This window comes from Bacillus sp. FSL K6-1284, assembly GCF_038002625.1.
Taxonomy (GTDB): domain Bacteria; phylum Bacillota; class Bacilli; order Bacillales; family Bacillaceae; genus Bacillus; species Bacillus paralicheniformis.
Genome location: NZ_JBBOCW010000001.1, coordinates 3,662,054 through 3,681,427 on the forward strand (window position 1 = coordinate 3,662,054; position 19,374 = coordinate 3,681,427).

Genomic DNA, 19,374 nt, shown 5'->3' on the forward strand with positions numbered 1-19,374 from the left:
TGTTTTACAAGCCTGAAAACGGAAATCCCCGGGCGGCTTAATTGGCGCCGATATGGAAAAAGGGAAAGGGAGTGTGTGTCCCCTTCCCTTGTCCGCTTTCATTATAGCGCTTCTCTCATCAAGAACCAAGTCTGATTCTGGTTTCCGGATTAAAGACCTTGTTTTGCGATGTAAGCGGCAAGGTCAACTACACGGTGAGAATATCCGCTTTCGTTGTCATACCAAGAAATAACTTTAACCATGCTGCCTTCCATAACCATTGTAGAAAGAGCATCGATTGTAGAAGAGTTTGCATTGCCGTTGTAGTCTTTAGAAACAAGCGGCTCTTCGCTGTAGCCAAGAACGCCTTGAAGTTCGCCTTCTGCTGCTTCTTTAAACGCTGCGTTTACTTCTTCTGCTGTTACTTCTTTGTCAAGTTCAGCAACCAGGTCAACAAGTGATACGTTTGGTGTTGGAACACGCATTGCTCCGCCGTTCAGTTTTCCTTTCAATTCAGGAAGTACAAGAGAAACGGCTTTCGCTGCACCAGTTGTTGTAGGAATGATGCTTTCAGCTGCCGCACGCGCACGACGGTAGTCTTTGTGCGGAAGATCCAGGATTTGCTGATCGTTTGTGTAAGAGTGAACAGTTGTCATCATACCGCGTTTGATGCCGAATTTGTCGTTCAGAACTTTTGCAAACGGCGCAAGGCAGTTTGTTGTGCAAGATGCGTTAGAGATCACATCGTGGTTAGCCGCATCGTATTTATCTTCGTTAACACCCATAACGATTGTAATATCTTCTTCACTCGCAGGAGCTGAGATGATAACTTTTTTCGCGCCGGCTTCCAAATGTTTCGCCGCATCTGCGCGTTTTGTGAAGAAACCAGTAGATTCAACTACGATTTCAACGCCTTGTTTGCCCCAGCTAAGTTTAGAAGGATCGCGCTCTGCTGTAACTTGGATTGTTTGACCGTTAACAACTAGGTTGTTTCCGTCAACAGAAACCTCTGCGTCCAATTTTCCGTGTACTGAATCATATTGTAATAGGTGAGCAAGCATGTTAGCGTCTGTCAAATCGTTAACTGCTACAACCTCAACTTCAGGATTATTTAATGCTGCGCGGAATACATTGCGTCCAATACGACCAAAACCATTAATACCGACTTTTACTGCCATGATGATTTCCTCCTTTAAGTAAATAAGAGATATTTAATTTATATTGAGGGAAGAAGCTTCCCTTAATAACTGTTTCGCGGCTCCTTCATCAGTGATCAAAACCGTGTTGCGCGGCTTTTTGAAGTACGCCTCTATCGCGTCCGCTTTTGACGAGCCTCCCGCCACCGCAATGATGTTCGGGATTGAATCAAGATCTTCGAGCTGGATGCCAACGCTGTGCACTTTGTGAATGACTTCTCCGTGGCGGTCGAAATAGTAGCCGAACGCTTCTGCAACCGCCTCATTTTCTTCTATTTTCTTCAAATCTTCCTTCGGTGTATTTCTTCGTTCTGCCATTGTTTTAGCATCCCCGATTCCATGGATCACCATACTGGACGATTGAATTGTCTGAAGCACTTCTTTAATAGAAGGCTCTTCAATGATAGAAGAATATGCTTCTTTGCTCAGCTCACCCGGCACAAATAACAGTCTGTATGTACCGGAAGCTTTTTCAGCCATATGGGCGCAAATCGTATTGGCCTGATTCCTGACGTTTTCGCCGAGCCCGCCTCTTGCCGGAACAAAAAGCAGCTTGCGGTTTTTCGAGTCAGGCGTCATCATTTCTGCCACGGCCTCAAGCGTCGTACCTCCGGTTACGGCGACGATATTTTCCCCCGTAAACCTGTTTTTCATGCATGCGACGGCCGCTCTCCCCATCTCTTTTTTGACCCATGGGGACTGGTCGCTGTCTCCCGATACAATGATGACTTCGTCGAGGTTCAACCTCTCTTTTAATGTATTTTCCAAATGGGTTAAACCTAAAACATCCTTCATCGTATCTTCGAGAACTTTCAGCAGGTTGGATCCTTCAAGTGTCAATATCATGCCGGTTGTTTTAATCTCTAGTAGATTTTGTTCTTTTAAAAACTGAACCTCCGCCCTTAAAATCCGCTCGCTGATGCCGAGGCTGGCGGCAAGGCTTCTTCTGCCGATCGGTTCAGTCAGCCTTATGTACTGCAAAATTTTGTACCTTTTCTGCATGACATCGAGAAGATCCGGCAATAATTTTTTTTGAGCCTGTATTAGTTGATTCATGCCAAAACGTTCCTTTCATCTCGTCCTGGACAAATAATGTCCCGTAGTGACTGAAAACGTCCCACCTCAGCCAAAAAAAATTGCTCCTGCTTACATTCCTTATTGTAACAGGGTTAAAATGTTTATTCAACTGTTAAGAATCAATTCTTCGACAACATTCGCGCGAATGTTCACACATCTGTATTAATTATTGTCCCTGTTGATTTCTATACTATACATATTTCATGAAAACGTGCCTCAATGAAAAAAAACTATGAATGCCATTGCGCATTACGGACCGGAAATATTCAAAATGAATCTGGCTGTCCAACGTTCTGGGACGTTAGAATGGGGTGTACATACCGGATGGAGGTCGATGCTCGCGTACGGTATGGTACCGTCCCTCATCTTCGTCTATTTTCAAAAATAAATATATTGCTAAAGTACGTACTCATAAAAAAAGCAACGGGCGGTTTTTCCGTTCCGTTGCTTTGTTGCCGTTTATCCATTTTTCCAGACATCAGCAATGATTTCAAACGAGCGAAGTCTATCAGCATGGTCAAACGTTTCTGAATTGATCATGATCTCGTCCGCCTGAGTCGTACGGATGAATTCTTCAAGCTTTTCTTTCACAGTGTCCGGCCCGCCGATGATCGTTGAGCTGAGCTGCTCATTCACCATCGCTTTTTCACGCGGCGTCCAAATCTGATCCATATCATCTACAGGCGGCTTAAGCTGAGTCGGGGCGCCGCGGACAAGATCCAAAAACTTCTGATAGTGCGATGTTGCAAGGCGCTGCGCTTGCGCGTCCGTATCGGCTGCGATCACGGTCACCCCGACCATCGCATAAGGCTCCTCCAAGACGCCCGGCTTAAACGAACTGCGGTACAGTTCCAAAGCAGGCAGCGTATTGGCCGGCGAAAAATGAGCCGCAAATGCAAACGGCAAACCGAGTTCCCCGGCAAGCCGGGCGCTGAATCCGCTTGAACCGAGAAGCCAAATCGGCACATCAAGCCCTTCGCCCGGTATGGCGCGCACGTGATTTCTTACATTGCCGGACGGCTTAAAATACTGGCGGAGTTCTTCAAGCTGCTCGGGAAAATCCTCCCCGCTGCTTATATTTCTTCTTAATGCGCGGGCGGTTAATTGATCCGTACCCGGAGCGCGCCCCAGTCCTAAATCGATTCTGCCTGGATAAAGGGATTCAAGCGTTCCGAACTGTTCGGCGATAACGAGCGGGGAATGGTTCGGCAGCATAATCCCTCCCGAACCGATGCGCATCTTCTTGGTGCCCCCGGCGATATAACCGATCAAAACAGAGGTAGCCGAGCTCGCAACGCCTTCGATATTATGGTGTTCAGCCAGCCAGAACCTGTGGTATCCCCATCTTTCGCCATGCTGCGCCAAATCCATAGATTGTTTAAAAGATTGTCCCGCATCTCCGCCTTGTACGATAGGAGACAGATTTAATACGGAATACTTCGTATTTTTGAAATGCTGTTTTGACATTGTCTTTCCTTCTTCCTGAAGTGTAGTGGTCATGTAATTAGACGATAACATAATCGTTCAGGTGAATAAAAGAAATTAGTTCGAAAAAAATCGAACTAATGTGTTAAAAGCTTGCCTCCCTGCGGAGGCAAGCCTTTTTTTAAGAAGCGGACGTTTGGCCGGCTGTCTGGTTCCTTCCTTTAAAGAAATAAGCAGCGCTAATGAGCAGATAGATTCCCGCCGTCACCAATGTAATGACAATCGATGTAGTCAGGATGACACCGATCAGTATCGCTGTCAGTGAAATGATTGCCAGCCAAGTCGTATAAGGGAACCATTTGACATAGTAGCCGTTCCCCGCTGTTTGATTCCGTTTCCTCGATTTTAAATGGGCAGCGGCAATCAGCATCCAGATCACAAGGACGGTATAGCCGAGAGACCCCATCAAATATTCAAATGTTTGGCTGCCGGCAAACAGTGAAAACAATACGCCCAAGTATAAGAAAGAAGTACATAATAGAATCGAATAAACCGGCACTTTTCTCACGGAAAGTCTCGAAAAGATTTTCGGCATTCTTCCGTCTGACGCCTGTGTATACAATATTCGGGAGGCGCCGTAAAGCCCTGAGTTCATCGAAGAAATGACCGCCAGTAAAATGACCGCATTCATCAAATGATCGGCTCCGGGAATGCCGATCATCTTAAAGACCATAACAAAAGGACTCTCCGACACACCGTTGACTTGATTCCATGGAATCAAGCTGACGATCACGAAAAACGGCAGAAGATAAAAAGCAATAATGCGCGTCAACGTTCCACGCACAGCTTTAGGCACGACCTTCTCAGGGTTTTTGGTTTCCGCCAGTGTCACCCCGATAATTTCGGTTCCGCCGTAGGAATAGATCACAACTAGCATGGCTGTAATCAGCCCTCCGGCGCCATTCGGGAAGAAGCCGCCATGGTCTGTCAAATGAGTAAAACCAACAGCTGAGTGTTGTCCAAAAGAGAAAAATAACAAGATAAATCCGGATATAATAAAGACGACAATCACTGTGATTTTAATAAGGGCAAGCCAGTATTCCGTCTCGGCAAAGCTTTTGACAGAAAGCAAATTCACGCTCGTAATGACGAGTGAAACGAACAGCGCCAGCACCCAGATCGGCAGCCCCGGCAGCCAGTACTGCAAAAATATCGCGGCGACAACAGCCTCTGCCGCAATATTGAGAACCCACATTTTCCAGTATATCCAGTCTAAAAAATAAGCGGCATACGGCCCTAATATTGATTGAACGAGATCCCTGAATGTTCTGGCTTCACTGTTTCGGACAGCCATCTCGGCAAGCCCCTGCATGATAAACAGCAAAATCACGCCGCCGATCAAGTAGGCGATCATGACCGAAGGCCCCGCCAAATCGATCGCTTTGCTGCTTCCTTTAAATAATCCTGCTCCAATGGCTCCGCCCAATGCCATCATCATAATATGCCGCGATGTCATTGTGCGCTCGAGCTTCTGCATGTCTTTCTCCATCTATGTTCACTTCCTCTAGTAAAATGAAAAAAGCTCACCGTCTCCCTCTTCGATTTGAAGATAAAGAGACGATGAGCTTTGAAGCTTACCGCGGTACCACTCTTTTTGATTCTATGCCAAGAATCCAGCTTTGCGATGCACAGCCATACTGTGCAAACCTGTTAACGAAGGTTAATCGTAATGTCCTCAGGAATTGATGTCCGTCCTTTAGCCAGTCCACTCCCGGGCGAGTTCAAAGGTTCATTGGTCTGCGTCGCACCTACCCGCAGCTCTCTTTGCCAATGCCGATCTTTTACTGCTCCCGTTCATTGTGTTTTCTTCTGCCTGAAATATATTCATATAATATACGTGGCGATCTTGACTTTGTCAACATCAAATCCACTGCCAAAAAATAAAAATTAAAATTTTTCTCTTTTTTCAAGGAAAATCGCCTTTTCCATTGGAAAATACAAGGGAAGATATGCACAACTTTCATGATGATGGAGCATTCCCCAAAAGAGGGAAATATAAAAATCGGCGGATTTCCCCCGAAAAAAATAGTTAAATTGAAATATTATTCAAACTTTACAAAATATTTTAACGATGATAGAGTGTGAACCGAATCATCACTTCAGCTAAAGGAGGAAGAGAACGTGAAAAAACTTTCGTTTATGGTGATCTTGTCCGTATTAACGCTCGTCTTTGGTTCATCGTCCGTAAGCTTTGCGAAAAACATTCCTGAAGACAGATATACAACACCTACAGATGCTGAATTTAGCCAGATGAAAGAGATTTTAAACGACGCTGATATTGAAACCGGCAATTTGCAGAAGGATTACGGCGTGATTGTCAATGATCCTGCTGAAAAAATCGGCGTCATATCAGACACCCCTGCCGAAAAAGATGACTGGAGCCATGTCAGCTTCCATTCCTACTATGTCGACCTCAACAGCAACACTCTTATCGCTGATGTTCAATTTGAATTCACACAAAACGATGACGGCACTTCGGAAACCGAGTACAAAAACGTAACAAACGGAGGCAGGTATTTCGTCAAGATGGACCAAGACGGAAATGTCATTGATGAAGAAACGACCGGCGACATGTCGATTTTGGGGAAATACTAGAAACCGAGCACCCCTTATGGAAAACGCCTTTATTCAAAGGCGTTTTCAGATTGTTGACAAAATCCCAAAGCGACTTTTGTTTTGGGATTTTGTCATCCTTTCAGCGTGATTGAAAACCCTTGCAGTCTAGGAAGGGCGAGCATCGGAAGCTGACTTTCACAGGATGTGATGACGGCGGCGTTTAGGCAGGACGCCTGGGCGGTTAGCCGCCGATCCTTCCTCTATTCGTGAGCACCGACGCGCAGGCCTGACAACGAATGCGAGGGTTTGTCGACACGCTGAAACGCCTTTATTCAAAGGCGCTTTTTTGTTCGGGCATTTAATAGATCTATCCATTGACGCCATTCGCATCTGCAAGACTAAAGGCATGATGCCCGAACAGATCCGGGTTCATTCCTATCAAATTCTTTCTGTCAAGAAACAACGCGTTCCTCAGAGCTGTCCATAAAGATGTCTTCAAGCGACGGTTCATCGACGTGAATTCTGTAGATTCCCACTTTGCAGTTCGTTAATACTCTGACAATGGCGGGAATTTTTTCTTCTGAATTGACGGTGATCGAAATCTCATGGTGATTGAATTGAACGTTTTCACCAGCTGACTCAAGAAAACGGTCGATCAGGCCGAAATGCTGATCGGGAATAGTCGAATGGCGAATGTGAACGCTTATGTTCGACATGAAATGCCTCCTTAATTCATCGAGCGTGCCTTCTATTAAAATGCGGCCGTTTTTCATGATGGCGATTCGCGTACAGATTTTCTCTATCTCATGCAGGTTGTGTGATGTCATAAATACCGTCTTACCTTCTTTTTGCAAATCCATAATCAGCTTTTGAATGTGCAGGGCCGATTCGGCATCGACACCTGATGTCGGTTCATCCAAAAAGATGAGCTCGGGGTCGTGGATGATCGCCTGGGCGATGCCGAGCTTTTTTTTCATACCGAATGAATAGGCGCCCGATTTTTTTTCAGCATGCTCAGTGAACCCAACTCTCTCTAAGACTTCTTCGCACCGCTCAGTCGATACGGCTTGTCCGTTCAGCTTTGCAAAATACTTCAAATGCCCGACTGCTGTCATTGAATCATAGAGGGTCAAATAATCAGGTAAAACGCCGATGCGATGCTTGACGTTTTCAATCGAAGCATCATTTAACAGCAGAAAACTGCCGGCTGTCGGCTCGATAATGCCTGTGATCATATTCATGAACGTAGATTTCCCCGCACCGTTACGGCCGAGGAAACCGTAAATCTCTCCTTTTTCGACTTGGAGGTCGACATGATTGACGACGGTTTTAGCCCCGTAGCTTTTCATCAGCCCTTTTGCCTCGATCACCACATCCATTATAAATCTCTCCTTTTAAACAAAACGATCGCACCGCAAAGAACGATGGCCGCGTAGACAAAGTTGATGAAAACAAAAGAACCGCCCAGCACGGAGTAATAGTACGGTGTTAAATATTTAAACCAGGTGATCATGCCGTTCTCTGAATAAACAGTCCATAAGCTGACCGCGGGAAAGACGAGCGCAAACACGATTCCGAAAAACATGGACATGGCGGGCCTTGAAATCACGATGGAAAATAAAAGGTTCAAAGAGATTGCAGCTGTAAGAAACGCCATGCTGTCTGCATAACTCATCCATAAAAACTCTTTTGAGGCGATCATCACCAAGGTGTACGAAACGAGCATGCAGACAAACCAAAACAGCCAGACGCCAAAAAACTTTCCCAGAATGATCTTGATCCGCGACGTTTTCGTCACAAGAAATCTGACCGTCCGGGCATGGACTTCGCGGTTGATCATGTCATGAGAAAGTCCAGCGATAAACAGGAAACCGAGAGCGAAAACAATAACGGCCGTTCCGATTGCGTTTGCATCGCTTCCTAAATCCAATTCGCGCACGAAGTCCGCAGGCGCCTGTTCGATCAATCCTGCAGTCTTATAGCTCACCCAAAACATAATAATAATGACAATAATCGACTTGATGCTTTTAAAAAGACTGATAAATTCATTCAGACATACCGCCCGCATACGAGTCACTCCTTCACTATTCTCCATTATAGTGAGTGAACATTATCGGGAAATAATCTTATCCTTAACATTACCTTAAATTTTAATAGGCTATTTCTTACAGGGGTGTTTCCGAGAATCATAAATGAGATGCAAGTGGCTTGAACCAGCGGCAGAAATGGGGATACAGAGCCGGAAAACTGATAAAAATACCATTTTAATATAACAAGTTCCGCTATTTTATAACCGGCAAAAAAAGTGGAATGATGCGAAAAATCGGGATATGCCGGAATTGTCATATCGCTAAATAAAAAAAGATTAGCTCTGCATGAGGCTAATCTTTTTGTTATCGTCTAATTACCGGTCAGTCACGACAATATATGCCGCTTTTACCGGGCCGTGGACACCGACTACAAGGTCCATTTCGATGTCGGCTGAATTGCTCGGTCCAGTGACATAGTTGATGCAGGACGGGATGACGTCGCCGTCTGCAACCTTTTGTTTGATCATTGCGCTTGCCTGTGTCATCCGCGGGACGATGGTGCTTTTCGGGACGATCGCAATATATGTCGTCGGCAGCAAGCTGACAGATCGTCCTTTGTCTTTTGAACTGAAGAGGACGACCGTTCCGGATTCAGCAAGCGTGATCTCGCTGAATGTCACGCCGATGTTAGCCTGTTCGGCCCGCTGGATATTTTCATCTCCGGCCGCTGCATTCCATTCCCACACTTTTGTCCCCTCATTCGGCCACTTGTCTGTTAACAGGCCTGACAGTCCGTACTCTTTAAAACGGTCATCTTTCGGAATGATGACCGGCCCGCCTCCAAATCGTGATGCTTGTTCATACAAGGCATCATGCAAGCCGATGACATCCGTTTCAATCAGCTCCGTATGAATCTTCCGGCAGTGGTCCTTTAAGACGCCGACAAGCTCATCCTGTGTATAGCCTTGATATACCCGGTGCTGCGGCTGATACGTATAATCGGGAACGGTGACACCTGCCAAGCGCCTGTTGCGGCCGAGCCTTTCCGCAATCCGGTTCAAAAAACCGTCTTTATTTTGGATTGTTCCGTTTGTCATTTGTCTTCCCCTTTCTCTTTCCGTCTGTCCTCAAACCAGTCGCGGAACCTTGACTTGTTCGGCGCGGGGAAGTCGCGAATCTGGGTCCACTGTTTTAACGGACCCGGTCCCTTCGTTATTTTGCCGTCTTCGTTAAACGGCTTCATGGCTGCCGGCGCCCATTTGGAGCCCATTTTATATAGAGATGGCGCAGAAGTTCCCAAGCCGAACGCTTTCATCGCGAGCTTCTCGGATATCGGTGCGCGCCCTTCTTTTTCAACGATGCGCTGCCGGTGCTTCAGAAGCAGTTCGTGAAGCGGGATTTTTACCGGACATGCTTCAGAGCATGCCGCACATAACGAAGAGGCGTACGGCAGTTCTTTATAATCGTCATATCCGCCGAGCAGCGGCGACAATACGGCTCCGATCGGGCCTGAATAGATCGAACCGTAAGAATGCCCGCCGACATGGCGGTATACGGGACAAACATTGATGCAGGCCGCACAGCGGATGCATTGGAGGACGGATTGAAACTCCGTTCCGAGAATGTTCGAACGCCCGTTGTCAATGATGACGAGGTGAAACTCTTCGGGTCCGTCCGCTTCACCGGGCAGCCGCGGCCCTGTCAGCGCCGTGATATAGCTTGTCAGCCGCTGTCCAACCGCGCTTCTTGTGAGCATGCCGACGAGAACCTCAAACTCGTCGAATGAAGGGACGATCCGCTCCATCCCCATCACGGTAATCTGCGTCTTCGGAACGGTCGTGACGAGACGTCCGTTTCCCTCGTTTGTGACAAGGCTGACAGACCCCGTATCGGCAATCGCAAAATTGCAGCCCGTAATGCCGATGTCAGCCTCGAGAAATTTCTTTCTGAGCACGGCGCGCGCATGCATGACAAGCTCTTCCGGCTTTTCGGTGTTGCGGTAGCCGATCCGCTCTTTGAAGACGTCGCGGATTTGCTCTTTGTTTTTATGCAAAGCAGGTGCGACGATATGTGACGGCGGATCATGATCATCGATTTGGAGGATGTATTCGCCCAAATCGGTTTCGACCACTTCGCAGCCGTCGCGTTCAAGCGCCTCGTTCATGTTGATTTCTTCGGTCACCATTGATTTTGATTTCACGATTTTTTTGCCGTTTTTCTTTTTCACTACATCGCGAATATAGCCTGTCGCTTCTTCGGCCGTCTGTGCAAAGAATACGTGCCCGCCTTTTTTGGCGACATTTTCGGCGAGCTGTTCTAGGTAGTAGTCCAGGTTTTCGAGCACGTGCTGCCTGATTTCCTCGGCCTGAGACCGCCATTCTTCCCAGTTCCCGAGCTCTTCCGCCGCCTCAAGACGGCGCGCTCTCAAGCGCTCCTGCGCACTTGAAACAGCCCCCCTCATAAACTCATTTTCGAGCCCGTCTGATACGCGCTCTTTAAATTTCTGCGTTCCGATCTTCATTGCCATAACGAATGTCCCCCTCTATCTGTGAAATGACCGGATGTCTGTTTATCTGCTGTTCAGCACTTCTGCGATGTGCATGACTTCAATCGGCTTGTTCTTTCTCCCGATCCGTCCGCCGATATTCATCAAGCAGCCGCAGTCCGCCCCGATTAACACATCTGCGGCGGTTTCTTCGACACACGCCACTTTCTCATCGACCATCTGTTCGGATATTTGCGACATCTTCACCGAAAAAGTCCCCCCGAATCCGCAGCAGTCGTGTTTGCGCGGCAGCGGCGTGAACTCCAGTCCCTTCACATGCCGAAGCAGCTTCATCGGCGCGTCTGTGACGCCCAAAAGCCTTGTCATATGGCATGACGTATGATAAGTCGCCTTTTTCTCAAGTGTCGCCCCAACGTCTTCAACCTTCAAAACGTTGACGATAAAATCGGTCAGCTCATACGTTTTGTCAGCCAGCCGCTGCGCTTTTTCCGCCCAGGCCGGCTCATCCCGGAAAAGGTGCGGATACTCTTTGAACATAAAAGCGCACGATCCTGAAGGGCTGACGACGTATTCGGCTGATTCAAATGTCTCAATCATCCGTCTCATCGCTTTTTTGGAATCTTTGACATAGCCGCTGTTGTACGCAGGCTGGCCACAGCAGATCTGCCCTTCGGGAAAATCCACTTCACATCCGAGCCGCTCAAGCAGTTCAACCGTCGCTTTTCCGACATTTGACTGAAACATGTCAACCAAACACGTGATAAACAGTGATACTTTCATCTTGATCCCCTCTCCAACCCGATAAATCAGGTCATCTGATGACTTGGTTAGAAAACCCTCTTTCTCCATCTTACACCTTGGTAAAATTTTTTGAAAGGGGTTTCTTTTTCGTTTTCACTCGGGCCGCTGCTTATATGGCCGGCTCGTCGGCCTGTTTCGTTTCTTCAAAATATGAGGCCAGCACATTTTCCACATTCGTCAGATGATTGTGCATCGCCTGCTCTGCTTGTTGGCCGTCTTTTTCCATCACAGCCTGATAGATGGCTTCGTGTTCCTCATAAAGGCGCTTAACGGTTGTGTTCTTCGAGAACAGCCAAATTTTGCGCGTCTCCCTCATCGTCTCAATTAAGAGTGATGACACATGATTCATCAAGCCTTTCAGCAGATCGTTTTGCGAGGCGCCGGCAAGCGCAAGATGAAACGCGAGGTCGGCTTTTTCGCCAAGTTCGCCGTTCCCATCCGCCTGCTTCATATCCTCAAGTGCGGCCTGCATGCGCCCGAGATCTTCTTCTGTGCGTTTTTGAGCCGCACTTGAAACAGCTCCGATTTCAAGAATCTTACGGACTTCGAGCAGTTCAGCGACGTCTTTCTTTTTCATCAAAAGCGCAGCCGAAAGGGGGATGGAAATTTGCTCAGGCTCAAACCTTTTCACATACGTTCCTTCCCCCTGCTTCATTTCGACCATCCCCATCGCTTTTAACGCAGACAGCGCTTCCCTGACGGCCGAACGGCTGACCTGAAAGCTTTCGGCGAGCGCCTGAACGGAGTCAAGCTTATCACCTGGCTCAAGCTCTCCGCTTTTAATCGATTCAAGAAGCGCTTCTGCGACTTCTTCGTATATTTTTTTCGTCTTGATTTGTTTGTATTTCAACTTTTTTCACCTCGTAACCAGACTGGGCATGATGCGCTATTTTTTATTATACCGTTCTTTCCGTCCGGAACATATAGACTTCGGCTCCATGCAAAAAAAGATTGTAATTTATGACATTGAGAAATATAATGCTAAATGATCAGTCTTATCATCATGTCATCAGATGACTGAGTGAGGCTTTGAACAAAGGGGGAATTGGAGATGGGATGGACGCAAGATTATACTCCGCTGGGGAACAGTTTGCTGCTCTCTTCGCTTGCAGCGCTTATACCGATTTTGTATTTTTTCTGGGCTCTGGCAATCAAAAGAATGAAAGGGCATACAGCGGGTGTGACGACTTTGCTGATTGCGCTCGCGCTGGCCGTTTTCGTATACGGCATGCCCGCTCATCAGGCTGTGATGTCGGCTTCACAAGGGGCGGTTTACGGGCTGCTTCCGATCGGCTGGATCATTGTGACTTCCGTTTTTTTGTACAAGCTTACAGTCAAAACCGGCCAATTTGAAATCATCAGGAGCTCGGTATTATCGATCACAGATGACCGCCGTTTGCAAGCACTTTTGATAGCGTTTTCATTCGGGGCGTTTTTAGAAGGGGCGGCAGGCTTCGGTGCCCCTGTCGCGATCTCGGCCGCATTGCTTGTCGGCCTCGGCTTCAATCCGTTGTACGCGGCGGGCATATGCCTGATCGCTAACACGGCGCCTGTCGCTTTCGGAGCGATCGGCATTCCGATTATCGCGGTTGAAGGGCCGACGGGGATTCCTGCGATGGACATTTCAAAAATGGTCGGACGCCAGCTCCCGTTTTTATCTGTATTTATTCCGTTTTATTTGATTATCATCATGAGCGGCTTGAAAAGGGCTTGGGAAGTGCTGCCGGCGATTCTCGTGTCGGGTGTCTCTTTTGCCGTTACGCAGTATGTAAGCTCAAACTTTCTGGGGCCTGAGCTCCCGGATATTTTGTCAGCCATCGTATCGCTTATCGCGCTCGCTGTATTCTTAAAATTTTGGAAACCGAAAACGATATTCAGATTTTCCCATGAAAAGGAAATGGCCGCTGCCGCGGAGGCGCAGCAGCTTGAACATCAAAAGGCCTCATACTCGGCTGGGCAGATTTTCAAGGCGTGGACACCGTTTTTGCTGCTCACGGCAATGGTCTCCATCTGGGGAATTCCAGCTGTCAAACAGGCGCTGACAGGCCATTACGAAGGGTCAAATCCATTGCTGCTGTTCATTAGTGATATCGGCGGCAGGCTGACGTTCGCGCCCGGTGTGCCTTTTTTGCACAATCAAATTCTCGATGGCTCCGGAAAACCGCTTGAAGCTCTTTATAAACTTGATCTCGCCGGATCGGCGGGAACGGCGATCCTGATTGCCGCCGTACTGACAAAGTTTGTCACAGGCATGCCTTGGAAAGAATGGGGCGCCGTGTTTACAGAATCGCTGAAAGAACTCGGCAAGCCGATATTAACGATCGCTTCCGTTGTCGGTTTTGCCTATGTCACCAACTCTTCGGGCATGAGCACAACACTTGGCATGTCCCTTGCGATGACGGGTTCAATGTTCGCATTCTTTTCTCCCGTTCTCGGCTGGCTCGGCGTCTTTATAACCGGTTCAGATACGTCGGCCAATTTGCTGTTCGGCAGTCTGCAAAAAGTGACGGCACAGTCGGTCGGAATGGAGCCGGTGCTGTCTGTGGCGGCCAACTCTTCGGGCGGCGTCACCGGAAAGATGATCTCTCCGCAGTCGATTGCTGCGCTTTACACTGAAACACAGCCTGTTTCTTCTGTTCCTGGTTTGCATGATCACGTTCCTGCAGCATCACCTGTTTGCGTGGATGATCCCGTAAAAAAGCCGCCGGCGTTCGTGCCGGACGGCTTCTTTATTGATATCTCTTTCTGACAGACGAAGGCAGTATATTAAGCTGATCGCGGTATTTGGCGACGGTCCGCCTCGATATGACGATGCCGTGCTTTTCGTTTAAAAGGTCGGCCAGCTTCTGGTCTGAAAGCGGTTTCATTTTATTTTCTTCATCGATCAGCCGACGAAGATGCGCTTTGACTGTGTGACTTGACGTATGTCCGTCAGCGGCGTCCTTTACCTTCGCCGAAAAAAACCGTTTAAGCTCGCACAGCTCAAAAGGCGTCTGCACGATTTTCCCTTTGACTGCACGGCTTACTGTTGATTCGTGAACCCCGAGGGCATCGGCGACTTCTTTTAATGTGAGCGGCTTCAGTTCGTCTTTCCCTTTTAAAAAATAATCTTTTTGACGCACCATAATTTCCGCCATCACCCTCCGCATCGTTTCCCGTCTTTGCCTGAGGGCATTGTCGAGCCATTTCCACTGCTTGAACTTATCAGAGATATAAACGGTCGCCTCGTCTTTTGACTGGCGCTGCAAAAACGGCTCGTAAAACGCGTTAAGCTGGATATCGGGAAAAGAACGGCTGCTGAGCTCAAGCACCAATTTTCCATCCTCGGCTGAAATGATGACATCAGGCTCGATATAGACTCCGCCTTCATCCGTGCCATACATCAATCCGGGACGCGGCGACAGCTCTGCAACAAGATCTTGTATGTCCTGAAGCTCTGAGAGCGAAAGGCCCGCTCTCTCAGACAGCTCTTTCCATCCTTTTTTGGCAAACAGGTCAAAGTATAGGGAAATAACTTTTTCCGCTTTTGCCGTCTCCTTTGGCAGACGCTTTAATTGGATCAGGATGCATTCCTGAAGCGACCGCGCTCCGATACCTGCCGGATCAAGAGTCTGCAGCTTGCCCAAGACTTCTTCCACTTCTTCTCTGGTGACAGCCAGCTCGGAAGCGATAAAGGCGATGTCTTCTGTCACATATCCGTTTCGATCAAGGGATTCGACCAGGTAGCTGAAAATCCGCTTTTCCCGGTTTGACAGCCGGAGATCGAGCGCCTGCTGTTTCAAGACGCTTTTGATATCTTCACGGGAATGCGCCGTCTCAGAGCGGCTCATTCCTTCATTTTGCAAATGACGATTCGTTTTATGGTAAAATGATCGGGGAATATCGGGGTCTTTTCGTTCGATCAGGGGGTTTTCCAATGAGAGTTCGTCAATCCGGCTGTTCAGCTCGGCCGACGAATACTGAAGCATATGAATGGCTTGGGCAAGCCCTTGCGTCAAGTGAAGTTTTGCCGTTTGCTGCTGCTGTACATGCAAGTTCATCATATCTCCCCTCCCACTATTAGTTTACACGATCGGTTCCGTACCGTATAGACTTAAAAAAGGAGTGTTACCATTGACAGAACTTTTCTCTGTGCCCTATTTCATAGAAAATTTTAAAACCCATATTGAAATGCATCCAAATGAGGATAAAATTCACGCAATGAACAGCTACTACCGTTCAGTCGTGTCAACGCTTGTCCAAGACCAGCTGACAAAAAACGCGGTCGTCTTAAAACGGATTCAGCATTTGGATGAAGCCTACAACAAAGTAAAGCGCGAAGAAGCATAGCAAAAAAACCGCCTGTCATACGTGAACAGGCGGTTTTTCTGCTTCTTCCGGATTGTTTTGAATCAGTTTTGTACTCGGGATATCCTTCATCCATGTGTTGTAGTAATTTGCGTTTTTTCCGTAGGAGTTGTCAATCACGACATTTTCTTTTCCGAGCAGACACGATAAGATGTGGCCGTGCAGCCTTGAAGTAACGATGGATTCATAGCGGTTGAAAAAACGGATTGATTTGTCGACGAGGCTGTCCGAATAGCGTTTCCAATAAGAAGCGATCGGCAGCGGATTGCCGGCTTTTTTGTTGAGGACATTGATCGTCTGCAAGCGTTTGATTCCGCGTTTGTCGCCTTCTGACAAGATAACGTTCCAATCGTACGTATCCGGCTCCTCTGCTTTTTGCAGGCTGCTGTTTGCTTCTTTGTCGGTTCTGATCAACCGCAGAACGGACTCAGAAGGCTTTTCGGCATGTGCCGCGATCGGCCAGAGCTGGTGAGCCATATCGGGCATCATTCTGATGTTTTTCACCCCTTCGAAATGCTTGAGAGCAAATTCGAAGGATGCCTTTTCCCGCGTGAATAAGTGCAGATCCGGGTGAGCCGCCAAAATGCCGCGCGTTTTTTTTGCATTTTCTTCATGTTCATAATAAATCGACTGCGGCAGAATGACGATCCGGTGGTCCGGGTAATGTTCGACAACCCGTTCCCTGAACTGCTGAAAGTGAGGGTACAAATCGCCGAAATTGCCGCCCCCCTGACAAACGATGATGGCGTCCTTTGGAATGCGGCGGCCCGGAATAAAATTCTCTGCATTCCATCTTTCGCGCACCTTGATGCCGTATGCTTCAAAAAAAGCTTCCGTTCCTTTCATGATCAATAAGTCCCCGACGTTTCCATAGAGCGGGTAGTCCAAGTAAACGACTGATGAATGTCTTGGGATGACATCCAAAATTTCTGCCAGCTTATGCTTTAAGCTGTCCATGGAATATGTAATCGCCATGTTTAGCACCTCATTTATATTTAATCCGGTCGGCCACGATTTGAATCACCCGGTCCTGCTCTTTTCGCGTCATACTTGATCCTGACGGCAGGCAGAGCCCGCGCTGAAATAAGTCGCAGCAGACAGAGCCTTGGTCATCGTGCGGATAAAAGGCCGCTCCTTTAAAAAGGGGCTGTCTGTGCAACGGCTTCCATAACGGCCGGGCTTCAATGTTTTCATTTGCGAGCTGTTCAATGATGTCCGCCGGTGTTGTTTGAATCTTTGCTGTATCAAACGTTAATGTCGTGAGCCAGCGGTTTGACATGCCGGCTTCAGGCATGAATTCTATACCTTCGATACCGGCGAGCGCCTCCTGATAGCGCTCGAAGATCGCCCGTCTGGCGTGTACCCTGTCATCCAGGACGGCGAGCTGAGCGATGCCGATTCCGGCCAGGACATTGCTCATCCGGTAATTGTAGCCCGCTTTTTCGTGCTGATAATGAATGGAGGGCTCGCGCGCCTGAGTGGCTAAAAAGCGCGCCTTCTTCAAAGCGTCTTCATCATCGCTGACAAGCATTCCTCCGCCTGATGTGGTGATGATTTTGTTGCCGTTGAACGAATAAATGCCGAAGCGTCCGAAGGTTCCACTTTTTCTGCCCTTATAAACAGAACCGAGCGATTCGGCCGCATCTTCAATAACAGGGACGGCAAATCGATCGCAAAGCGCGATAATCTCGTCTATTTTCGCGCTTTGGCCATACAAGTTGACGACGATGACGGCTTTCGGAAGATTTCTGGCCCGCTCCGCTTCGTCGAGCGCCCGTTCAAGCGCCTCGGGCGACATGTTCCATGTATCCCGTTCAGAATCGATGAAAACCGGCTCAGCCTGCTCATATATAATCGGATTGGCGCTCGCTACAAACGTAAAGGAAGAACAGAAGACCGTATCGCCTTTGCCGACGCCGAGCAATTTCAACGCCAGGTGGATTGCGGCTGTTCCTGAGCTGACTGCCGCGGCACCGGACGTCCCCGCATAGGCGGCAAGCTTTTCTTCGAATGTATCGACAAGGGGACCAAGCGGCGCGATCCAGTTTGTCCGAAACGCTTCAGCTACATAGCGCTCTTCGTCTCCGCTCATGTGCGGCGGGGATAAATAAATTCGCTTATTCTGACTCATGTTTTTCACCCTTTTTACTGCTGTGATATTTAATTTTTCTTGCAGGGACTCCGACAGCGGTACAATCATCAGGAATGTCGTGAATGACGGATGATCCCGCTCCCGTTACGCTCCAGCGGCCGATTGTCTTTCCGGGAATGACCGCCGTTCCCGCTCCGAGATGAGCGCCTTCCATAACTGTCACACCGCCGGTTAACACCGTTCCCGGCGAAAGATGAACGTAATCGCCGATCCGGTTGTCATGTTCGACGATCACACCTGTGTTGACAATCGTGTGGATGCCGATGTGGGCATCCGCTTGGATAACGCTCGACGCCATGACAACGGCGCCGTTTTGAATCCGGGCCGAACCGCTGATCACGGCGGACGGATGAATCAAAACCGCATACCGGTCAAGCGGAAGGCCGAGACGTTCATACAGCTCCTTTCTGATGCCGTTTTGACCGACAGCTAAGACGAACTTCACGTCCGGATGCAATCGCGCAAGTTCTTCTGCTGCGCTTGAAGGCCCGCGATACAGACCGTTCTCGACATGAAGCTCCGCATACCGGTCATCGAGAATACCGGCAAGCGCCGTATCAGGCCGTGCTTTTACAAGATCCAGAACGACTTTCCCATGGCCGCCGGCTCCGATGATCACCACATTTTGCATCAGGCATTCCTTCTCCCCGTAAATTTTTCTGCTGTCACATGGCGGTCCTGGCTGACGCCTTCCGACTTCAAGACTTTTACGACAGTCAACAAAAGGATTTTGAGATCAAGCAAAAAAGAACGATGATCCACATACCAGACATCAAGTTCAAACTTTTCCTCCCATGTCACTTTATTTCTCCCGTTGATCTGCGCCCAGCCCGTGATGCCCGGCTTGACTTCATGCCGTCTCCATTGCCGCTTCGTATAGAGGGGAATATACTCCATCAAAAGCGGCCGCGGCCCGACGAGGCTGAGATCTCCTTTGATGACGTTGATCAGCTGCGGCAATTCGTCAAGGCTCGTTTTTCTGATCAGCCGCCCCGTCTTTGTCAGCCGTTTTTCATCGCTTAGCAGATTGCCTGCTTCATCTCTTTCATCAGTCATTGTTCTGAATTTATATAATGTAAAAGGCTCGCCATTCAGCCCCGGACGGGTTTGGCGAAATAAAACAGGCGAGCCGATTTTCCATCTGATGAGGCAAGCTGTCAGGATCATGGCCGGACTGAGCGCGATCAGCAAAATAACCGACAATGCAAGATCGAAAAACCGTTTCGCAAGCACGAAAAACGCACC

17 protein-coding genes, 2 pseudogenes and 1 other annotated feature are annotated in these 19,374 nt (G+C 48.3%); of the genes and pseudogenes, 4 read left to right on the forward strand and 15 right to left on the reverse strand.

Annotated features, from left to right (window positions below; translation table 11 throughout):
• Nucleotides 1-149: 149 nt before the first annotated feature.
• Entirely contained in the window at nucleotides 150-1,157 is a 1,008-nt protein-coding gene (gap, locus tag MHB72_RS18805; protein ID WP_020453005.1) for a type I glyceraldehyde-3-phosphate dehydrogenase, read from the reverse strand.
• A 33-nt stretch (nucleotides 1,158-1,190) separates the two neighbouring features.
• Nucleotides 1,191-2,231: a sugar-binding transcriptional regulator gene (locus MHB72_RS18810; protein WP_020453006.1), complete on the reverse strand. Its 1,041-nt coding sequence runs from the start codon at nucleotides 2,229-2,231 to the stop codon at nucleotides 1,191-1,193.
• 292 nt (nucleotides 2,232-2,523) lie between these two features.
• On the opposite strand from MHB72_RS18810, the pseudogene MHB72_RS18815 reads away from it, so the two are divergent.
• A pseudogene (locus tag MHB72_RS18815) lies at nucleotides 2,524-2,622 on the forward strand (hypothetical protein); the annotation flags it as partial.
• Nucleotides 2,623-2,711: 89 nt separating this feature from the next.
• Here the strand turns inward: MHB72_RS18815 and MHB72_RS18820 are convergent.
• Nucleotides 2,712-3,719 carry an LLM class flavin-dependent oxidoreductase gene (locus tag MHB72_RS18820; RefSeq protein WP_216919478.1) on the reverse strand — a complete coding sequence of 336 codons (1,008 nt, stop codon included), beginning with the start codon at nucleotides 3,717-3,719 and terminating at the stop codon, nucleotides 2,712-2,714.
• Nucleotides 3,720-3,858: 139 nt separating this feature from the next.
• A complete protein-coding gene (locus MHB72_RS18825) occupies nucleotides 3,859-5,226 on the reverse strand; it encodes an amino acid permease (RefSeq protein ID WP_195258336.1) in 1,368 nt (455 codons plus the stop codon).
• Between the two features lie 61 nt (nucleotides 5,227-5,287).
• Nucleotides 5,288-5,544: a binding site (T-box leader), on the reverse strand.
• Between the two features lie 314 nt (nucleotides 5,545-5,858).
• On the opposite strand from MHB72_RS18825, the gene MHB72_RS18830 reads away from it, so the two are divergent.
• Complete coding sequence (locus tag MHB72_RS18830) at nucleotides 5,859-6,332, forward strand: hypothetical protein (RefSeq protein WP_096748327.1); 474 nt, start codon at nucleotides 5,859-5,861, stop codon at nucleotides 6,330-6,332.
• A gap of 413 nt (nucleotides 6,333-6,745) precedes the next feature.
• On the opposite strand, the gene MHB72_RS18835 is transcribed toward MHB72_RS18830, so the two are convergent.
• From MHB72_RS18835 to MHB72_RS18860, 6 genes are all read right to left on the reverse strand, one after another.
• Entirely contained in the window at nucleotides 6,746-7,672 is a 927-nt protein-coding gene (locus MHB72_RS18835; protein WP_020453010.1) for an ABC transporter ATP-binding protein, read from the reverse strand.
• Entirely contained in the window at nucleotides 7,672-8,361 is a 690-nt protein-coding gene (locus MHB72_RS18840; protein ID WP_195258334.1) for an ABC transporter permease subunit, read from the reverse strand. The genes MHB72_RS18835 and MHB72_RS18840 overlap by 1 nt, the downstream gene beginning before the upstream one ends.
• Nucleotides 8,362-8,697: 336 nt before the next feature.
• Nucleotides 8,698-9,420, reverse strand: a complete 723-nt coding sequence (locus MHB72_RS18845) for a LutC/YkgG family protein (protein ID WP_145930010.1) — start codon at nucleotides 9,418-9,420, stop codon at nucleotides 8,698-8,700.
• Nucleotides 9,417-10,850: a LutB/LldF family L-lactate oxidation iron-sulfur protein gene (locus MHB72_RS18850; protein WP_145930009.1), complete on the reverse strand. Its 1,434-nt coding sequence runs from the start codon at nucleotides 10,848-10,850 to the stop codon at nucleotides 9,417-9,419. The genes MHB72_RS18845 and MHB72_RS18850 overlap by 4 nt, the downstream gene beginning before the upstream one ends.
• 42 nt (nucleotides 10,851-10,892) lie before the next feature.
• A complete protein-coding gene (locus MHB72_RS18855; RefSeq protein WP_020453014.1) occupies nucleotides 10,893-11,609 on the reverse strand; it encodes a (Fe-S)-binding protein in 717 nt (238 codons plus the stop codon).
• A gap of 130 nt (nucleotides 11,610-11,739) precedes the next feature.
• The gene (locus MHB72_RS18860; protein WP_254121905.1) at nucleotides 11,740-12,480 is read right to left on the reverse strand and encodes a FadR/GntR family transcriptional regulator; all 741 of its coding nucleotides are present in this window, start codon (nucleotides 12,478-12,480) and stop codon (nucleotides 11,740-11,742) included.
• Nucleotides 12,481-12,681: 201 nt separating this feature from the next.
• Between MHB72_RS18860 and MHB72_RS18865 the strand changes: the two are divergent.
• Nucleotides 12,682-14,326: pseudogene (locus tag MHB72_RS18865) on the forward strand (L-lactate permease).
• Nucleotides 14,327-14,359: 33 nt separating this feature from the next.
• On the opposite strand, the gene rpoN reads toward MHB72_RS18865, so the two are convergent.
• Nucleotides 14,360-15,670 (reverse strand): RNA polymerase factor sigma-54, encoded by a 1,311-nt coding sequence (rpoN, locus tag MHB72_RS18870; RefSeq protein ID WP_026580131.1) that lies wholly within the window; start codon nucleotides 15,668-15,670, stop codon nucleotides 14,360-14,362.
• 73 nt (nucleotides 15,671-15,743) lie between these two features.
• On the opposite strand from rpoN, the gene yvfG reads away from it, so the two are divergent.
• Nucleotides 15,744-15,959 carry a protein YvfG gene (yvfG, locus tag MHB72_RS18875; protein WP_003185491.1) on the forward strand — a complete coding sequence of 72 codons (216 nt, stop codon included), beginning with the start codon at nucleotides 15,744-15,746 and terminating at the stop codon, nucleotides 15,957-15,959.
• A gap of 15 nt (nucleotides 15,960-15,974) precedes the next feature.
• Here the strand turns inward: yvfG and MHB72_RS18880 are convergent, their stop codons facing one another.
• From MHB72_RS18880 to MHB72_RS18895, 4 genes are read right to left on the reverse strand one after another with little or no spacing between them, the layout of a single operon-like run.
• On the reverse strand, nucleotides 15,975-16,952 hold the full coding sequence (locus MHB72_RS18880) for a polysaccharide pyruvyl transferase family protein (RefSeq protein WP_216919474.1): 978 nt from the start codon (nucleotides 16,950-16,952) through the stop codon (nucleotides 15,975-15,977).
• Between the two features lie 10 nt (nucleotides 16,953-16,962).
• Nucleotides 16,963-18,108, reverse strand: coding sequence for a DegT/DnrJ/EryC1/StrS family aminotransferase (locus MHB72_RS18885; protein WP_216919472.1), 1,146 nt, complete (start codon nucleotides 18,106-18,108; stop codon nucleotides 16,963-16,965).
• Nucleotides 18,095-18,760 (reverse strand): acetyltransferase, encoded by a 666-nt coding sequence (locus MHB72_RS18890; protein ID WP_039073028.1) that lies wholly within the window; start codon nucleotides 18,758-18,760, stop codon nucleotides 18,095-18,097. The genes MHB72_RS18885 and MHB72_RS18890 overlap by 14 nt, the downstream gene beginning before the upstream one ends.
• On the reverse strand, nucleotides 18,760-19,362 hold the full coding sequence (locus MHB72_RS18895) for a sugar transferase (RefSeq protein WP_025810736.1): 603 nt from the start codon (nucleotides 19,360-19,362) through the stop codon (nucleotides 18,760-18,762). Before MHB72_RS18895 ends, MHB72_RS18890 begins: the two co-directional genes overlap by 1 nt.
• Nucleotides 19,363-19,374: the final 12 nt, after the last annotated feature.

What these genes read in the sequence shown, in the direction of transcription:
- gap (WP_020453005.1), bottom strand. Translation starts at nt 1,157, where the DNA reads ATGGCAGTAAAAGTCGGTATTAATGGTTTTGGTCGTATTGGACGCAAT.
- MHB72_RS18810 (WP_020453006.1), bottom strand. Translation starts at nt 2,231, where the DNA reads ATGAATCAACTAATACAGGCTCAAAAAAAATTATTGCCGGATCTTCTC.
- MHB72_RS18820 (WP_216919478.1), bottom strand. Translation starts at nt 3,719, where the DNA reads ATGTCAAAACAGCATTTCAAAAATACGAAGTATTCCGTATTAAATCTG.
- MHB72_RS18825 (WP_195258336.1), bottom strand. Translation starts at nt 5,226, where the DNA reads ATGGAGAAAGACATGCAGAAGCTCGAGCGCACAATGACATCGCGGCAT.
- MHB72_RS18835 (WP_020453010.1), bottom strand. Translation starts at nt 7,672, where the DNA reads ATGGATGTGGTGATCGAGGCAAAAGGGCTGATGAAAAGCTACGGGGCT.
- MHB72_RS18840 (WP_195258334.1), bottom strand. Translation starts at nt 8,361, where the DNA reads ATGCGGGCGGTATGTCTGAATGAATTTATCAGTCTTTTTAAAAGCATC.
- MHB72_RS18845 (WP_145930010.1), bottom strand. Translation starts at nt 9,420, where the DNA reads ATGACAAACGGAACAATCCAAAATAAAGACGGTTTTTTGAACCGGATT.
- MHB72_RS18850 (WP_145930009.1), bottom strand. Translation starts at nt 10,850, where the DNA reads ATGGCAATGAAGATCGGAACGCAGAAATTTAAAGAGCGCGTATCAGAC.
- MHB72_RS18855 (WP_020453014.1), bottom strand. Translation starts at nt 11,609, where the DNA reads ATGAAAGTATCACTGTTTATCACGTGTTTGGTTGACATGTTTCAGTCA.
- rpoN (WP_026580131.1), bottom strand. Translation starts at nt 15,670, where the DNA reads ATGAACTTGCATGTACAGCAGCAGCAAACGGCAAAACTTCACTTGACG.
- MHB72_RS18880 (WP_216919474.1), bottom strand. Translation starts at nt 16,952, where the DNA reads ATGGCGATTACATATTCCATGGACAGCTTAAAGCATAAGCTGGCAGAA.
- MHB72_RS18885 (WP_216919472.1), bottom strand. Translation starts at nt 18,108, where the DNA reads ATGAGTCAGAATAAGCGAATTTATTTATCCCCGCCGCACATGAGCGGA.
- MHB72_RS18890 (WP_039073028.1), bottom strand. Translation starts at nt 18,760, where the DNA reads ATGCAAAATGTGGTGATCATCGGAGCCGGCGGCCATGGGAAAGTCGTT.